The organism is Pseudomonas pergaminensis (genome assembly GCF_024112395.2).
GTDB lineage: Bacteria > Pseudomonadota > Gammaproteobacteria > Pseudomonadales > Pseudomonadaceae > Aquipseudomonas > Aquipseudomonas pergaminensis.
Window position 1 is genome coordinate 243,884 of sequence record NZ_CP078013.2, and the last position, 15,057, is coordinate 258,940.

General features: G+C 61.7%; 13 protein-coding genes and 1 pseudogene. 3 read left to right on the plus strand and 11 right to left on the minus strand.

Annotated elements, in window-relative coordinates; genetic code table 11:
* The 11 genes from KUA23_RS01125 to KUA23_RS01175 form a co-directional block, all read right to left on the minus strand.
* Window positions 1-645, minus strand: coding sequence for a methionine ABC transporter permease (locus KUA23_RS01125; protein ID WP_016974994.1), 645 nt, complete (start codon window positions 643-645; stop codon window positions 1-3).
* A complete protein-coding gene (locus KUA23_RS01130) occupies window positions 635-1,750 on the minus strand; it encodes a methionine ABC transporter ATP-binding protein (RefSeq protein ID WP_078046362.1) in 1,116 nt (371 codons plus the stop codon). Before KUA23_RS01130 ends, KUA23_RS01125 begins: the two co-directional genes overlap by 11 nt.
* Complete coding sequence (locus KUA23_RS01135) at window positions 1,747-2,562, minus strand: MetQ/NlpA family ABC transporter substrate-binding protein (RefSeq protein WP_252993329.1); 816 nt, start codon at window positions 2,560-2,562, stop codon at window positions 1,747-1,749. The genes KUA23_RS01130 and KUA23_RS01135 overlap by 4 nt, the downstream gene beginning before the upstream one ends.
* Before the next feature lie 141 nt (window positions 2,563-2,703).
* A complete protein-coding gene (locus KUA23_RS01140; protein ID WP_252993330.1) occupies window positions 2,704-4,056 on the minus strand; it encodes an LLM class flavin-dependent oxidoreductase in 1,353 nt (450 codons plus the stop codon).
* Window positions 4,056-5,249 (minus strand): SfnB family sulfur acquisition oxidoreductase, encoded by a 1,194-nt coding sequence (locus KUA23_RS01145; RefSeq protein WP_252993331.1) that lies wholly within the window; start codon window positions 5,247-5,249, stop codon window positions 4,056-4,058. Before KUA23_RS01145 ends, KUA23_RS01140 begins: the two co-directional genes overlap by 1 nt.
* Before the next feature lie 24 nt (window positions 5,250-5,273).
* Window positions 5,274-6,515, minus strand: coding sequence for an SfnB family sulfur acquisition oxidoreductase (locus tag KUA23_RS01150; protein ID WP_252993332.1), 1,242 nt, complete (start codon window positions 6,513-6,515; stop codon window positions 5,274-5,276).
* Window positions 6,516-6,702: 187 nt separating this feature from the next.
* Complete coding sequence (locus tag KUA23_RS01155; RefSeq protein WP_252993333.1) at window positions 6,703-7,467, minus strand: hypothetical protein; 765 nt, start codon at window positions 7,465-7,467, stop codon at window positions 6,703-6,705.
* Window positions 7,468-7,838: 371 nt separating this feature from the next.
* Entirely contained in the window at window positions 7,839-8,585 is a 747-nt protein-coding gene (gene tcyN, locus KUA23_RS01160) for an L-cystine ABC transporter ATP-binding protein TcyN (protein ID WP_078046368.1), read from the minus strand.
* 3 nt (window positions 8,586-8,588) lie between these two features.
* Complete coding sequence (gene tcyL, locus KUA23_RS01165) at window positions 8,589-9,254, minus strand: cystine ABC transporter permease (protein ID WP_010214112.1); 666 nt, start codon at window positions 9,252-9,254, stop codon at window positions 8,589-8,591.
* On the minus strand, window positions 9,254-10,048 hold the full coding sequence (gene tcyJ, locus KUA23_RS01170) for a cystine ABC transporter substrate-binding protein (protein ID WP_252993334.1): 795 nt from the start codon (window positions 10,046-10,048) through the stop codon (window positions 9,254-9,256). Before tcyJ ends, tcyL begins: the two co-directional genes overlap by 1 nt.
* A 281-nt stretch (window positions 10,049-10,329) precedes the next feature.
* On the minus strand, window positions 10,330-11,325 hold the full coding sequence (locus KUA23_RS01175) for a D-cysteine desulfhydrase (RefSeq protein WP_252993335.1): 996 nt from the start codon (window positions 11,323-11,325) through the stop codon (window positions 10,330-10,332).
* Window positions 11,326-11,491: 166 nt separating this feature from the next.
* On the opposite strand from KUA23_RS01175, the gene epsC reads away from it, so the two are divergent.
* The 3 genes and pseudogenes from epsC to KUA23_RS01190 all read left to right on the plus strand — a co-directional run.
* Window positions 11,492-12,418 (plus strand): serine O-acetyltransferase EpsC, encoded by a 927-nt coding sequence (gene epsC / locus KUA23_RS01180; RefSeq protein ID WP_078046371.1) that lies wholly within the window; start codon window positions 11,492-11,494, stop codon window positions 12,416-12,418.
* Window positions 12,419-12,833: 415 nt separating this feature from the next.
* Entirely contained in the window at window positions 12,834-14,795 is a 1,962-nt protein-coding gene (betT, locus tag KUA23_RS01185; RefSeq protein ID WP_174555869.1) for a choline transporter BetT, read from the plus strand.
* Window positions 14,796-14,834: 39 nt separating this feature from the next.
* Window positions 14,835-14,927 (plus strand): annotated as a pseudogene (locus tag KUA23_RS01190) (LysR family transcriptional regulator); the annotation flags it as partial.
* Between the last annotated feature and the right edge of the window lie 130 nt (window positions 14,928-15,057).

The window sequence follows — 15,057 nt, forward strand, 5'->3', positions numbered from 1 at the left end:
TCAGCGTTTGTTCAACACCCGAGCCAGGCGATCACCGCCCAACTGAATCACCGCCACGAGGATCACCAGCAGCACAATCACGGTGAGCATGATCTGCGTATCAAAACGCTGGTAGCCGTAGCGGTAGGCAATGTCGCCCAGGCCGCCCGCGCCAATCGCGCCGGCCATGGCCGACGAGTTGATCATGGTCACCAGGGTGATGGTGAACCCGCCGACAATCCCCGGCAGCGCTTCCGGCAACAGCACATGCCAGATGATGTGCCACCGGCGGCAGCCCATGGCTTGTGCCGCTTCGATCAGGCCGTGGTCGACCTCACGCAGGCTCACCTCGGCAATGCGCGCAAAAAACGGTGTGGCGGCGATGGTCAGCGGCACCACGGCGGCCCATACGCCGTAGGTGGTGCCAACGATCAGCCGCGTGAACGGGATCAACGCCACCATCAGGATCAGGAACGGAATCGAGCGGAACAGATTGACGAACGCCCCCAGCACGCGGTTTAACGCCGGTGCCTGGTAGATGCCGCCTTTGTCGCTGGTGACCAAAAACACCGCCAGCGGGATGCCCACCAGCAACGCAATCAACGATGACACGCCGACCATCAACAAGGTGTCGATGGCGCCCTGCACTAAACGATCAAACCACATAGCCCAGCACCTCCACCTGTTGTGCCCAATTGCCGGCGCGGTTGCGCAGTTCTTCTGCGGTGTGAGGCGAGCCATTCACCGCCAGCAGCAGTTGACCGAGGGCATGCCCCTGGATGCGTTCCACGCCGCCTTGCAGCAAGCGCACGCGACCGCCGAGGGCGCTGAACAGCGCGGCCAGGTCCGGCTCGTCGGAATCACTGCCAGTGAATTGCAGCCGCAGCACTATCGCCGCGTCGACGGTCGCCGGCTTGGCCTGCAAACGGCTTTGCAACTCGTCCGGCAGCCCATGTTGCAGCGGTGCCAGCAGGGTCTTGCTGACCTCATGCTGCGGGTTGCCGAACACTTGCCACACCGGGCCTTGCTCGACGACACGCCCATGCTCCAGCACCACCACGCGGTCGCAGATTTCGCGGATCACCGCCATTTCATGGGTGATCAATACGATGGTCAGGCCCAGGCGCTGGTTGATCTCGCGCAGCAGGCCGAGGATCGATTGGGTGGTCTCCGGGTCGAGGGCCGACGTGGCCTCGTCGCACAGCAAAATCTGTGGGTCGTGTACCAGCGAACGAGCGATGCCCACGCGCTGTTTCTGCCCGCCGGACAGTTGCGCCGGGTAGGACGTGTGCTTGTCTTGCAGCCCCACCAGCTCCAGCAGCTCGCGCACCTTCTGCTCGCGCTGGGGCTTGGGAACGCCCGCCACTTTCAACGGCAACTCGACGTTCTGCCACACCGTCTTGGCCGACATCAGGTTGAAGTGCTGGAAGATCATGCCGATGCGCCGACGCAGCGCCACCAGGTGGTCTTCGTCGAAGTCACCGATGTCGACCTGATCGATCAACACCCGCCCGCTGCTGGGTTGTTCCAGGCGGTTGATGGTGCGGATCAGCGACGACTTGCCGGCGCCGCTGCGACCAATGATGCCGAACACTTCACCGCGCTGGATCGCCAGGTCGATGCCCTGCAAGGCGTGCACAGTGCCGTCGTAGGTCTTGCCCAGGTTGATAAAGCGCACGTGGGCACGGTTCAGGTCAGGGTGCAGTTCTGTCTGCTCGGCGTCCCTGGGCGGCAAGCCCAGGTCGCGCAGTTGAGAGTGGGCGGCGGTCATTTTTTATCTTCCCAGCCGACCTGATAGAGCTTGCCCAGGGATTTATCCAACGCAGCGCGGACTACGGGCGAATGCTGGTAAATGTCGACGAACTTGATCACGCGCGGGTCGGTCTTGCTCTTGGGCTGGATCACGAACTGGATCACGTACTCCGGGTGGTCGAGGCCGTCGAACAGCAGTGCCGACTCGGCATCGAAGGTCTTGGACAGGCGGATATACGCCGGGTAGCCCTGCACCAGATCGGCGTCGTCATAGGCGCGTACCAGTTGCACGGCCTCGACTTGCAGGATCTTGATCTTCTTCGGGTTACTGACGATGTCTTCTTCGGTGGCCTTGTAGCCCACCCCCGGCTTGAGGGTGATCAAGCCCGCCTTGGCCAGCAATTGCAGGCCGCGACCGCTGTTGATCGGGTCGTTGGCAATCGCCACGCTGGCGCCTTCGGGCAGGTCGTTGATGCTCTTGTACTTCTTCGAATACAGGCCGACGTTGTTGATGATGCCCGGCGCGTATGGCACCAGGTCAAAACCGGCGGCGGCCTTGGCGTTTTCCAGGAACGGGATGTGCTGGAAGTAGTTCACGTCGATATCGCCAGCGGCCAGGCTGACGTTGGGCGCGATCCAGTCGGTGAACTCCACCAGCTCGACCTTCAGGCCTTGCTTGCCCGCTTCGGCCACCGCGGCTTCCAGGGGAATAGCGAAGGCGGCAGTGGTGCCGATTTTCAACGCTGCATCAGTGGCGAACACCGCCGAGCTGAACAGTCCGAATGCCAGGGCCAGTGCTTTGACTGGGTGGGAGAGCAGTGTTTTTTTCATGATCGATTTCCAGTCATAAGGTGTTGGTAAGAACAATGCGGTCAACGGTGGGAGCTGGCTTGCCTGCGATGGCGGTCTGTCAGGCAACTCTTTTTCGCTGATCCACCGCCATCGTCGGCAAGCCAGCTCCCACATTTTTGATTAGTGTCTGTAGTGGGATCCGGTGTGTTGTTCGGGAAGGCGGGCGCTGCCTTGAAAGACTTTTTCCCGCAGCGTTCCCTGTTCATATTCAGTCTTGTACGACCCGCGCTTTTGCAACTCCGGCACCACCAGGTCGATAAAGTCCACGTAGCTTTCCGGCGTGACGATGCGCGTGAGGTTGAAGCCATCCAGGCCGGTTTCGCTGATCCAGGATTCCAGCTTGTCGGCGACCTGTTCGGGCGAGCCGACCAGGGTGATGTAGCGGCCGCCCAGGGCGTGTTGCTCCAGCAACTTGCGCCGGGTCCAGTCGTTGTTCTGCAGGTTCTTGGTGGCCGACTGGATCGCGTTGCTCTTCACGTACTGGATCGGTTCGTCCAGTTCGTACTGGGCAAAATCGATGGCGGTGGACGCCGAGAAATGCGCCACGCCGGCTTCCGGGCTGGCATAGCTCAGGTATTCGGCGTGCTTGGCCCAGGCAAGCTCCTCGGTGGCGCCCACGATCACGTTGAGGCCCATGAACACCTTGATGTCATCCGGATTGCGTCCGGCCTCGACCGCACTGGCACGCACCTTGTCCACCTGGACCTTGGTCGCCGCCTTGTTCTGCCCGCTGATGAATACACATTCGGCATGGCGCCCGGCGAACAGCAAGCCGCGGTCCGAGCTGCCGGCCTGGAACAGCACCGGCGTGCGTTGTGGCGAGGGTTCGCACAGGTGATAACCCTCCACCTGGTAGAACTCGCCGTGGTGCTCGACCTTGTGCACCTTGCCCGGCTGCGCATACACCCGCGCCTGCGGGTCGTTGAGCACCGCGCCGTCCTCCCAGCTGCCTTCCCAGAGTTTGTAGAGCACCTCCAGGTATTCATCGGCCTGGTCGTAACGGCGGTCATGTTCGACCTGCTCGGTAAGGCCCATGGCCTTGGCAGCGCTGTCGAGGTAGCCGGTGACGATGTTCCAGCCCACGCGGCCACGGCTGAGGTGGTCCAGCGTGGACATGCGCCGGGCGAACAGATACGGCGGCTCGTAGGTGAGGTTGGCAGTGAGGCCGAAACCGAGATTCCGGGTAACCGCCGCCATCGCCGAGACCAGCAGCAGCGGGTCGTTCACCGGCAGTTGGATCGACTCCTTGAGCGGCACATCGACCGAATTCTGGTACACGTCGTAGACGCCGACGATATCGGCGATGAACAGGCCATCGAACAGCCCGCGCTCCAGGGTTTGCGCCAGGTCGGTCCAGTACTCGATCGTCTTGTACTGGGTGGAGGTGTCCCGTGGGTGGGTCCACAGGCCGTGGTTGATATGCCCGATGCAGTTCATGTTGAAGGCATTGAGCAGGATTTTCTTCTTCGCCATCAGAGGGTCCCCCGCAGTGGCGGGTTTTCATCGTTGAGGTAGTAATTGCCCACCGCGTGGTACTTCCAGCGCACCGGGTCGTGCAGGGTGTGGACGCGGGCGTTGCGCCAGTGACGGTCGAGGCCGTGCTCGGCCAGGGTCGCCTGGCTGCCGGCGAGTTCGAACAAGGTGCTGCCGGCGGCCAGGGAGATTTCGGTGCTCAAGGCGCGCACTTCGGCGACGGCAATCGAGGCCGCCGCCACCGTCTCGGCATTGCTGTCGGCCTGGGCGCGGTCGAGGAATTCGCCGGAGCGTTCCAGCAGCGCTTCGGCGGCGTGCAGGCGGATGCTCAGGTGGCCGAAGCTTTTCAGGGTCAGCGGGTCTTCGGTGGCCTTGTCGTTGCCGGCGTCGATCCACGGGCGGGTCTTGGTGCGCACGAAGTGCAGCGCATCTTCGAAGGCCGCGCGGGCGATACCGGTGTCGATGGCGGCGTGAAGAATCTGCGCCAGGGGGCCGACCGTGGTCGGGCGCTCGAAAGCGCTCTGGAACGGGATCACGTCTTGCGCCGCGACCCACACGTTGTCGAACACCACCGAACCGCTGCCGGTGGTGCGCTGGCCGAAGCCGCTCCAGTCATCGATCACGCTCAGGCCTTCGCTGTCGCGCGGGACAAAGGCGAGGTGCTGCACGCCATGTTCATCCACCACCGAGGTGGGAATGCGTTGAGCGTAGATCGCACCGGTGGAATAGAACTTGCGGCCGCAGATACGGAAACCGTCACCGTCGCGGGTGATTTTGGTGACGCGGTCATGGGCGGTCTTGGTGCCCAGTTCCGCCAGGGCGTTGCCGAAACGCTGGCCGGCCAATACTTCGGCGTACAGGCGCTGTTGTTGCGCCGGGCTGCCGTTCACACGCAGCACTTCCAGGGCATAGAAATGGTTTTGCGGGATCTGGCCCAGGGACGCATCCGCCTGGGCGATCAGGGCGATAACCTTGGCCAGGGTGACGTTGGAAACGCCCGCGCCGCCGAATTCCTTGGGTACGCTGATGCCCCACAGGCCGGAGCGCGAGAATACGTCCAGTTCGGGCAAGGGCAGGCGGCGCTCGCGATCACGCTGGGCGCTGTCGCGGCGGAAGTCTTCGGCCAGGTCGCTGGCGACAATAAGGGCTTGTTCGTCGCTGGTAATGACCGCGACGGGGTGAGAGAAAGTCATGATGTTCTCCAGAGGTCTGGTCGGTCAGATCCAGGAATGGCGAGCCGGCAAGGTACCGTTCAATCGATAGGCGCCGATGGCGTGATACTTCCAGCGCACCGGGTCGTGCAGGGTGTGCACGCGGGCGTTGCGCCAATGACGGTCGAGGTTGAATTCGGCAAGGGTGGCGCGGCTGCCGGCCAGTTCGAAGAGCTTTTCGCTGACCAGCAGCGCCACTTCGGTGGTCAGTACCTTCGCCTCGGCCACCGCAATGGATGCGCGCGCAGCGGACTGCGCGGTGATCGGCGCGGCGCTGACCTGGTCCAGCACCTGGCCGGCCTTGCGCAGCAGGGCTTCGGCGGCGTGCAGTTCGATCTTCAGCTTGCCGATGTCGGCGATTACATACAGGTCATCGCTGGCGCGTTCGACCTTGGCGTCGATCCATGGGCGCGAGCGCTCACGCACGAAGGCGATGGTGTCATCCAGCGCGCCACGGGCGATGCCGGCGTCGATGGCCGCCTGGATCAGCTGCGAGACGGCGCCCTGGATAGTCGGGGTTTCGCCGATGCGCCAGTTCTCAACTACCAGCTCCGCGTCCACCGGCACCTTGTCCAGCAGCACGGTGCCGCTGGCGGTGGTGCGCTGGCCGAAGCCGGACCAATCGTCAATTATGCGCAGGCCTTCGGTGCCACGACGCACGAACGCCATGACTTGCTTGCCGTCATCGTTCAGGGCCTTCACGGCCACCCAATGGGCAAACAATGCGCCGGTGGAATAGAACTTCTGGCCGCTGATCACATAACCGTCACCCTCGGCGGTGATGCGCGCCTTGAGTTCCAGAGTGTTCTTGGTGCCGCGTTCCGGGCCGCCATTGCCGATGCGCCAGCCGTCGAGGACGCTCTGGAACAGCTGCTTTTTCTGGCGTTCGGTGGCGGCGCCCTGCAACAGGTGCAGGATGCCGAAATGGTTCTGCGGGATCTGCCCGAGGGCCGGGTCTGCCGCGCTGATGATCGCGAACACGTCGGCCAGGGTCACGAACGACACCTGCGGCCCGCCGTACTCACGGGGAATGGAAATACTGCCCAGCCCACTGCGGGTGAACTGCTCGATCTGTGCCCACGGCAGCTTGCGTTGCTGGTCGCGTTTGGCGGCTTGCAGGCGTGCAGCCTGGGCCAGCTCATGGGCAGCCTTCAGCGCCTCTGCATCGTTGCGCAGCACGGCGGCCGGCAACAGCAGGGGAGCGACATCCAGATCACTCTGGGGGGGTGTTAGAGCCAAGTTAGACATCAGCGCCGCTCCTTGGCTGCACGTAATGCCCTGGCGTTACGCACCGGGGTAATTCTGACCATACCGACCTCGCATTCAATGAAATAAAAACAGAAAAATCAGGAATGTCCGGTGGTCCGGTGCATATACCCTAAGCGTGTTAAATATTTAAATAAACTAACTTTTGGGAATATGCATAGAAGGTCTGTCACCCCGGTTCGCAAGGTGAACCGATAGGGCGTGGCTGATAGATCAGCGCCGTCCCGGCGGGCCGGGACTCTGCCTCGCTGGCGATGCGCAGCGTGCGGGAGGGTGCCCAGCGTGAATTGTTGCCGACGCGGTCAAGAATGCAGTACGTCACTTCCAGCCGACAGTCGTCTCCCGCTTCGATAATCAGCGTCGAGGGCACCCATACCTGTACCGCCATGCCGACTTCCCTGGCCCGGATTTTCGGCAGGTCCAGGCGCACATCGCCCCAGCGCAAGGTGATGGCATCGCCGGTGGTCATGTGCAGGTAGGGCTCGATGGTCAGGGGAATACCGCGCCGTACCTGGCTGGCGTTGACGCCGTAGCGGCGGATGGTGTCGGGCAGACCCACGGGGGCGAGGTTCTGGTTTTCGTCACAGCAAAGGGGCGAGGGCTGGCCGCCTGGGCAACGGGTCTTTACACGCACTCGCGTGACGGCTGAGCGAGCAGGGGTATGGCCGACTTGCATGACCTGGTAATGCACCTGCGTCGGCCCCTCCAGCACAAAACTCTCTGGTACCCGCAGGTGAGTGAACTCGCCGATCTTGCCGGTGGTGATCCGACGTGAAGCGGCGAAACAGTTGTTCCAGAACAGCTCGATCAGGTCGCCTTCATCCATGCCGGGATACGGCGGGATGTCGACCTGCAAGTGCGCGGCGGCCAGGGCATTGATGCCATTGCCGACGGCCTGGGGCAGTGTCGGGGCGGTGAGCAGGGGGTGCGTCATAAGTAATCTCCTTGATGCAGCCAGCAGCAATCGCTCCGGACCTTTGGCGCAGGTGTGCGCGGTGGGCCGAACGAAACGATTCAGTGAATAGCCGGGATAGGATCCAATCCTCTGGGCGCTAGATAAGAGGGTTGGCCGAGGGGCGTCAATGGCGGCAAAGGGCTAAACGGCGGTGTTGGCGTGATTCAGAAGGGTCTGACTGAGGCGGGGATATTCAGGCGGGTGCTGTGGGGTGTTTTTCAGGTTGGAATGAGGACTTCGTGTAGGAACAGGCTTGTGTGGGAGCTGGCTTGCCTGCGAAGGCGTCGCCACGGTGAGACAGGTTCACCGAGGTGGCTGCGTCGCAGGCAAGCCAGCTCCCACACAAAGCCTCAGTGGGCGAGGAATTTACTCAGGAACTGTTTGGTACGCTCTTCCTTGGGGTTGGCGAACAGTGCCTTGGCTTCGCCTTGCTCCACGATCACGCCCTTGTCGAAAAAGATCACCCGATTGGCCACATCGCGGGCGAAGCTCATCTCGTGGGTGACGATGACCATGGTGCGGTTTTCCTCGGCGAGGCTGCGAATGGTTGCCAGCACTTCGCCCACCAACTCCGGGTCGAGGGCCGAGGTGGGTTCGTCGAATAGAATCACCTCCGGCTCCATGGCCAGCGCCCGTGCAATGGCGACGCGCTGCTGTTGGCCACCGGACAGGCGCCGTGGGTAGGCGTCTTCCTTGCCCGCCAGGCCGACCCTGGCCAGCAGCTTGCGCCCCAGCGCAACAGCGGCCTCGCGGGGCATCTTCTTGACCACGGTGGGGCCTTCGATGACGTTTTCCAGCGCGGTGCGATGGGGGAACAGGTTGAAGCTCTGGAACACAAAACCCACGTGCTGGCGCAGGCGCCGCACCTGGCTCTGTTGCTGGTTGATCGGCTTGCTGGTGTCGATCTCGATGTCGCCCACCTTGATGCGACCGCTGGTGGGTTGTTCGAGGAAATTCAGGCAGCGCAGGAAGGTGGTCTTGCCGGAACCGCTGGGGCCGATGATGGCGATGACTTCGCCTTCCTTGACCTCAAGGTCGATGCCGTTGAGCACCACCTGACCCTTGAATTGTTTGGTCAGTTTTTCAACCACGATCATGCTTCAGGACTCCAGGTCATGCCGGTTGACCCGGTCTTCCAGACGATTCTGCAAATGCGCCAGGATGCTCGCCAGGATCCAGTAGATCAGGGCTGCGGACAGGTACATGGTGAAGATTTCGAAGGTCCGCGCAGACACCAGTTGGGCCTGGCGGAACAGCTCGGGCACCTGGATGGTGGCGGCCAGCGCCGTGTCCTTGACCAGCGAAATAAAGCTGTTGCCCAGCGGCGGCAGGGCTGTGCGCATCGCCTGCGGCAGGATGGCCCGGCGCAGGGTCTGCGCACGGGTCATGCCGATACTGGCGGCGGCTTCCCACTGGCCACGCTCGATGGAGCCGATGGCGGCGCGCAGGATTTCACAGGCGTAGGCTGCCATGTTCAGCGAAAAGCCGATCATGGCCGCCGGGATCGGATCCAGCTCGATGCCCACTTGCGGCAAGCCGTAGTAGATCAGGAACAGCTGTACCAGCAAGGGCGTGCCGCGAAAGAACGACACATAGACTCGGGCGAGCCAGCTCACCAACTTGAAGCGCGACAGGCGCATCAAGGCCAGGCCGAAGCCCAGCAGCAAGCCGAAAAACATCCCGCCGAGGCTGAGGATCACCGTGTAATACGCGCCCTTGAGCAGAAAGGGCGCGGAGTCCAGCGCGAGTTGGAAACCTGCTTCCATTATTGAGTGACGTCAGCGTTGAAGTACTTCTCGGACAGCTTCTTCAAAGTGCCGTCGGCGCGCAGTTTGTCGAGGGCCTTGTTCACAGCAGCCAGCAGTTCAGGCTCGCCTTTGCGCAGGGCAATACCAGCTTCCTGGCGGGAGAAGGCAGCACCTGCAGCAGCGGTGTCCTTGGCTTTCTTGGCATATTCCAGTGCAGCCAGGCGGTCAATCAGAATGGCGTCGACACGGCCGATGCGCAGGTCCTGGAACTTGGTTGGGTCATCGTTATAGGTTTTGACGATGGCCTTCGGTTGGTTTTCCTTGAGCCATTGTTCGTAGTTGGTGCCCAGGCCCACACCGATTTTCTTGCCAGCCAGGTCGTCGGCGGTCTTGATGGTGTCGACGTTTTTCGCCAGGGTCAGCGCCTGGATACCAGAGACGGTGTAAGGCGTGGAGAAGTCGTATTTTTGCTTGCGTGCATCGGAGATGGTCACTTGGTTGACCACCGCGTCCAGGCGCTTGGATTCCAGGGCCGCGAGGATGCCGTCCCATGGCGTCGCTTGCAGCTTGACCTTCACGCCCAGCTCTTTGGCCAGTGCTTCGGACAGTTCCACCTCGAAACCGGTGAGTTTGCCGCTTTCATCGACAAAGCTGAACGGTGGGTAGGTGCCTTCCAGGCCGATCTTGATCTCGCCTGCTTTCTTGATGTTATCCAGCTGCTCGCCAGCCACTGCCTGGCCGAGCAGGCCAGCCCCGAGTGCCAGGCCCAAAGTGCCAACCAGCAATGTGCGACGGAATACAGAAATAGTCATGAAGAGCCCCTGTGTTTTTATGGTGAGCGAAGCAGGTGACGCAGTAGTCGTATCCTGCCTTAAAGCGCGTAGCGCGTCTTCGCCTACGGCGCGACTATAAAGCGGGTTTTTAAGACTTGAAAATAATATAAATATAAATTGTTATTCTATTATTGAATATACGACCTATTTAATGTGGGAGCTGGCTTGCCTGCGATAGCGGTGCAAAGGTCAGCACATCAGTAGCTGACAGACCGCCATCGCAGGCAAGCCAGCTCCCACATTTTTTAGTCCGCGTTTATTCAATTGAATACCGAGTTGTAGGCAAATAACGCCGGCGCCCCGCCGGTATGCAGGAAAATGATCGGACCCTCTTCAAAACGCTGACACCCGATCCCATCCAACAAGCCGGCCATGGCCTTGCCAGTGTAGACCGGGTCCAGCAGCAGGCCTTCCTGGCTGGCGAGCAGCTTGATGGCTGCCAGCGTACCGGCGTTCGGCTCGCCATAACGGGGGCCGAAGTATTCATCCCAGAGAATCACCTTGAACGCCTCGGGCACCTTTACACCCAGCAACTCGGCGGTGCGTTCGGCCAGGCCCTGCACTTTCGGGCGTTGGGCTTCGTCGGTGCGGGATACGGTGACGCCAACCACCGGCAGGTTCGGCAATACTTCGCTCAAGGCCAGGGCCAGGCCACTGTGGGTACCCGCGCTGCCGGACGCCAGCACCACGGCGGAAAACGCGATGCCGCTGGCTTCGATCTGCGCCGCCAGCTCTAGCCCGGCGCGCACGTATCCCAGGGCGCCCAGGGCATTGGAGCCGCCGATAGGCACCAGGTACGGTTTCTTGCCGTTACTGCGCAGGCGGTCGGCGAGGGCGTTGAGCTGGTCGTCGACGTTGTCGAGGTTTTCCACCAATTCCACCTTGGCGTCGAACAGCTCCAGCAGCAGGCGGTTGCCGTTGCCCAGGTAGTTCGGGTCCTCGGTGCCGGTGGGGTTTTCGAGCAGCGCGACGCAGCCCAGGCCGAGTTTGGCGGCCAGCGCAGCGGTCTGGCGCACGTGGTTGGATTGAATCGCGCCGGCGGTCACCAGGGTATCGGCGCCCTGGGCGATCGCGTCGGCGGCGAGGTATTCGAGCTTGCGCAGCTTGTTGCCGCCCATGGCCAGCGGCGTGGTGTCGTCACGTTTTACGTAGATGTCCCTGCCCGACCAGGCCGACAGCCGCTCGAGTTTTTCCAGGGCAGTGGCGCCGCCCAGCAGTTCCAGGCGGTTAAAACGGTCGAGCTGTTGTTTGATCATGGCTACGCACGGTTGCTAAGTGATGGGGCGACTATAGGCAGGCACTTTTCATCGGGCAACCGCCAATCGCTTATTCCGGATGGTTCTTGGTATCACACCATTGGTTCTTAAGGGTGGCCAGGGTGCATACCGTAAAGTGAGCGCCATTACGTCAGGAGTGAATACCGTGAGTGAGCGTTCCAGTCATTGGCAATTACAGACCATCGTCAGCCAGTTGCGCGGCGCCCGGGACCAGTGGCGGACGCGCAATGGGCGCTTGAGTGGCGAGCATGGCGGCCGCGAGTTACCCTCGCGCGAAGCCGTGGCGCAGATCCTGGAGTCGCTGTGCGGCGCCTTGTTCCCCATGCGCCTGGGGCCGGTGGACCTGCGAGAAGAAAGCGAAGATTTCTACGTCGGCCACACCCTGGATGTGGCGCTCAATGCGTTGCTCGCCCAGGCCCGCCTGGAGTTGCGTTATGCCGCGCGCCAAGGCGGCCAGGATGACAGTGCTGTCGACGCCCACGCTATCCGCCTGATCCAGGATTTTGCCCTGGCCCTGCCGTCCCTACGCAGTCTGTTGGACACCGACGTGCTGGCCGCCTACCACGGCGACCCCGCCGCTCGCAGCGTGGATGAAGTACTGCTGTGCTACCCCGGGATCCTGGCGGTGATTCACCACCGCCTGGCGCACCACCTGTACCGCGCCGGTTTGCCGTTGTTGGCGCGCATCAGTGCCGAGATCGCCCACTCGGCCACGGGGATCGATATCCACCCCGGTGCGCAAATCGGCCCGAGCTTCTTTATCGACCACGGGACTGGGGTGGTGATCGGTGAAACCGCGATCATCGGCGAGCGGGTGCGCATCTACCAGGCCGTGACCCTGGGTGCCAAACGCTTCCCGGCGGATGAGGACGGGCAGTTGCAGAAGGGCCACCCGCGTCACCCGATTGTCGAGGACGATGTGGTGATCTACGCCGGCGCGACCATCCTGGGGCGCATCACCATCGGCAAGGGCTCGACCATCGGCGGCAACGTGTGGCTGACGCGCAGCGTGCCGGCGGGGGCGAACATCACCCAGGCGAATTTGCAGCATGATGATGGGACGCAGAAGTAACGAACCCTCGCGAATCCCCTGTGGGAGCGGGCTTGCTCGCGAATGCGGAGTATCAGTCAATGGATTTATCGGCTGACACACCGTATTCGCGAGCAAGCCCGCTCCCACATTTGGAATGCATTCCAGATTTCACGCGGATTTGTGCCAGTAATCGCTGAACGATTTGCCTCTCGCGCCCGTCATACCAATCCTTGAGCTAGTGTAGGAATTATCTACCACTCAGCCATGCGATTAGTCCCAGACCGCCTTCCTATGTTTAACTTGAATGTTCGTTCAAGTTAAACCCGGTGGTCCGCTGCCCGCTCACAACAGGAGGCTTACCTTTGCTGAGTCCGTTATTGACAGCCACATTCCCTTCCCTCGGGGTGCATCGTTCATGAGTGCATCGTCCACCCCATCCAGCAGCCTGGTGCGCATGAATGCGCCCGTCTTCTACTTTGCCGCGAGCTTCATCCTGCTGTTCGGCATCACTGTCATCGCTATTCCGCAACAGGCTGGCGCCTGGCTGCTGGCGGCGCAAAACTGGGCGGCCAATACGGTCGGCTGGTACTACATGCTGGCGATGACCCTGTATCTGGTCTTCGTGGTGGTCACCGCGCTATCGGGCTACGGCAAGATAAAACTCGGTGCCGACCACGACGAGCCCGAATTCAGTTACCTGTCCTGGGCCGGCATGCTGTTCGCCGCTGGGATCAGCATCACGCTGTTCTTCTTCTGTGTGTCCGAGCCGCTGACACACCTGGTGCAACCGCCCCAGGGCGCGCCAATGAACGCCGATGCTGCGCGCCAGGCCATGCAGATCCTGTTTCTGCACTGGGGCCTGCATGGCTGGGGTGTGTTTGCCTTTGTGGGCATGGCCCTGGCGTACTTCGCCTACCGGCATAACTTGCCTCTGGCGCTGCGTTCGGCGCTGTACCCGCTGATCGGCAAGCGCATCAACGGTCCCATCGGTTATGCGGTGGATGGCTTCGGCATCATCGCTACGGTGTTCGGCCTCGGCGCGGACATGGGCTTTGGCGTTTTGCACCTCAACTCCGGGCTCGATTACCTGTTTGGCATCGCCCACACCCAGTGGATCCAGGTCGGCCTGATCACCCTGATGATGGGCGCCGCGATCCTGGTCGCCGTCTCCGGCGTCGACAAGGGCGTGCGGGTGATGTCCGACATCAACATGCTGCTGGCCTGTGCGCTGTTGTTGTTCGTGCTGTTCGCAGGTCCCACCCAGCATTTGCTCAACACTCTGATCCAGAACATCGGTGACTACCTGGGCGCCTTGCCGACCAAGAGTTTCGATGTGTACGCCTACGACAAACCGAGCGACTGGTTGGGTGGTTGGACGGTGTTCTACTGGGCCTGGTGGATCGCATGGTCGCCGTTCGTGGGCCTGTTCATCGCACGGATTTCCCGTGGCCGCACCATCCGTGAGTTCGTGTTCGGCGTGCTGCTGATCCCGTTGGGCTTCACCCTGGCGTGGATGTCGATCTTCGGCAACAGCGCCATCGACCAGGTGCTCAACCACGGGCTGACCGCGCTCGGCCAGTCGGCCATCGATGACCCGTCGATGAGCCTCTACCTGCTGCTGGAAACCTACCCGTGGAGCAAGACCGTCATCGCGGTCACGGTGTTTATCAGCTTTGTGTTCTTCGTCACCTCCGCCGACTCCGGCACCGTGGTGCTGTCGACGCTGTCGTCCAAGGGCGGCAACGCCGACGAAGACGGGCCGAAATGGCTGCGGGTGTTCTGGGGCGCGATGACCGCGCTGGTCACCAGTGCCTTGTTGTTTGCCGGCAGTATCGACTCGCTCAAGTCAGCGGTGGTGCTGACCTCGTTGCCGTTTTCGATGATCTTGCTGCTGATGATGTGGGGGCTGCACAAGGCTTTCTACCTCGAATCGCAGAAGCAGATCGCCCAGCTGCACTCGCTGGCGCCGGTGTCGGGCTCCCGCAAGGGCACTGGCGGTTGGCGTCAGCGCTTGAGCCAGGCGGTGCATTTCCCGTCACGCGACGAGGTGTACCGTTTCCTTGAGACCACGGTGCGCCCGGCGATCGAAGAAGTGACGGCGGTGTTTGTCGAAAAAGGCCTTAGCGTCGTCACCCAGCCCGACCCGTCCAACGACAGCGTCAGCCTGGAAATCGGCCACGGCGAAGAGCATCCATTCGTTTACCAAGTGCAGATGCGCGGCTATTTCACGCCGTCATTTGCACGCGGTGGCATGGGTTCCAAGCAGCTCAACAACCGTCGCTACTACCGGGCGGAAGTGCATTTGAGCGAGGGCAGCCAGGACTACGATCTGGTCGGCTACACCAAGGAACAAATCATCAACGACATTCTCGACCAGTACGAGCGACACTTGCAGTTCCTGCACCTGGTGCGCTGAGGTTCAGGCCCTGATCACCAGCTCCGACATCAGGAGCTGGTGTCGGTGCTTTACCCACACAACCGACACCTGTCGCCGAGGGTGCGAGTGTTCGTCGACGGGCTCGCCGAAATCTTCGAAAATGCCCGCTAAGCCGCGTAGTAGAAGGGTTTCTTAAATTTAATTTCATCCGTCCACGCCGCTGTTTGACGCGGAACTGTCATCTGGCCACTGCGTAATTGTGTGAAGCGTTTGACGCTTTCATTTCAGAACAGTGACGGAG

Bases quoted from the DNA above. Each gene is read 5' to 3' on its own strand.
- KUA23_RS01125 (WP_016974994.1), bottom strand. From the start codon at position 645: ATGTGGTTTGATCGTTTAGTGCAGGGCGCCATCGACACCTTGTTGATG.
- KUA23_RS01130 (WP_078046362.1), bottom strand. From the start codon at position 1,750: ATGACCGCCGCCCACTCTCAACTGCGCGACCTGGGCTTGCCGCCCAGG.
- KUA23_RS01135 (WP_252993329.1), bottom strand. From the start codon at position 2,562: ATGAAAAAAACACTGCTCTCCCACCCAGTCAAAGCACTGGCCCTGGCA.
- KUA23_RS01140 (WP_252993330.1), bottom strand. From the start codon at position 4,056: ATGGCGAAGAAGAAAATCCTGCTCAATGCCTTCAACATGAACTGCATC.
- KUA23_RS01145 (WP_252993331.1), bottom strand. From the start codon at position 5,249: ATGACTTTCTCTCACCCCGTCGCGGTCATTACCAGCGACGAACAAGCC.
- KUA23_RS01150 (WP_252993332.1), bottom strand. From the start codon at position 6,515: ATGTCTAACTTGGCTCTAACACCCCCCCAGAGTGATCTGGATGTCGCT.
- KUA23_RS01155 (WP_252993333.1), bottom strand. From the start codon at position 7,467: ATGACGCACCCCCTGCTCACCGCCCCGACACTGCCCCAGGCCGTCGGC.
- tcyN (WP_078046368.1), bottom strand. From the start codon at position 8,585: ATGATCGTGGTTGAAAAACTGACCAAACAATTCAAGGGTCAGGTGGTG.
- tcyL (WP_010214112.1), bottom strand. From the start codon at position 9,254: ATGGAAGCAGGTTTCCAACTCGCGCTGGACTCCGCGCCCTTTCTGCTC.
- tcyJ (WP_252993334.1), bottom strand. From the start codon at position 10,048: ATGACTATTTCTGTATTCCGTCGCACATTGCTGGTTGGCACTTTGGGC.
- KUA23_RS01175 (WP_252993335.1), bottom strand. From the start codon at position 11,325: ATGATCAAACAACAGCTCGACCGTTTTAACCGCCTGGAACTGCTGGGC.
- betT (WP_174555869.1), top strand. From the start codon at position 12,834: ATGAATGCGCCCGTCTTCTACTTTGCCGCGAGCTTCATCCTGCTGTTC.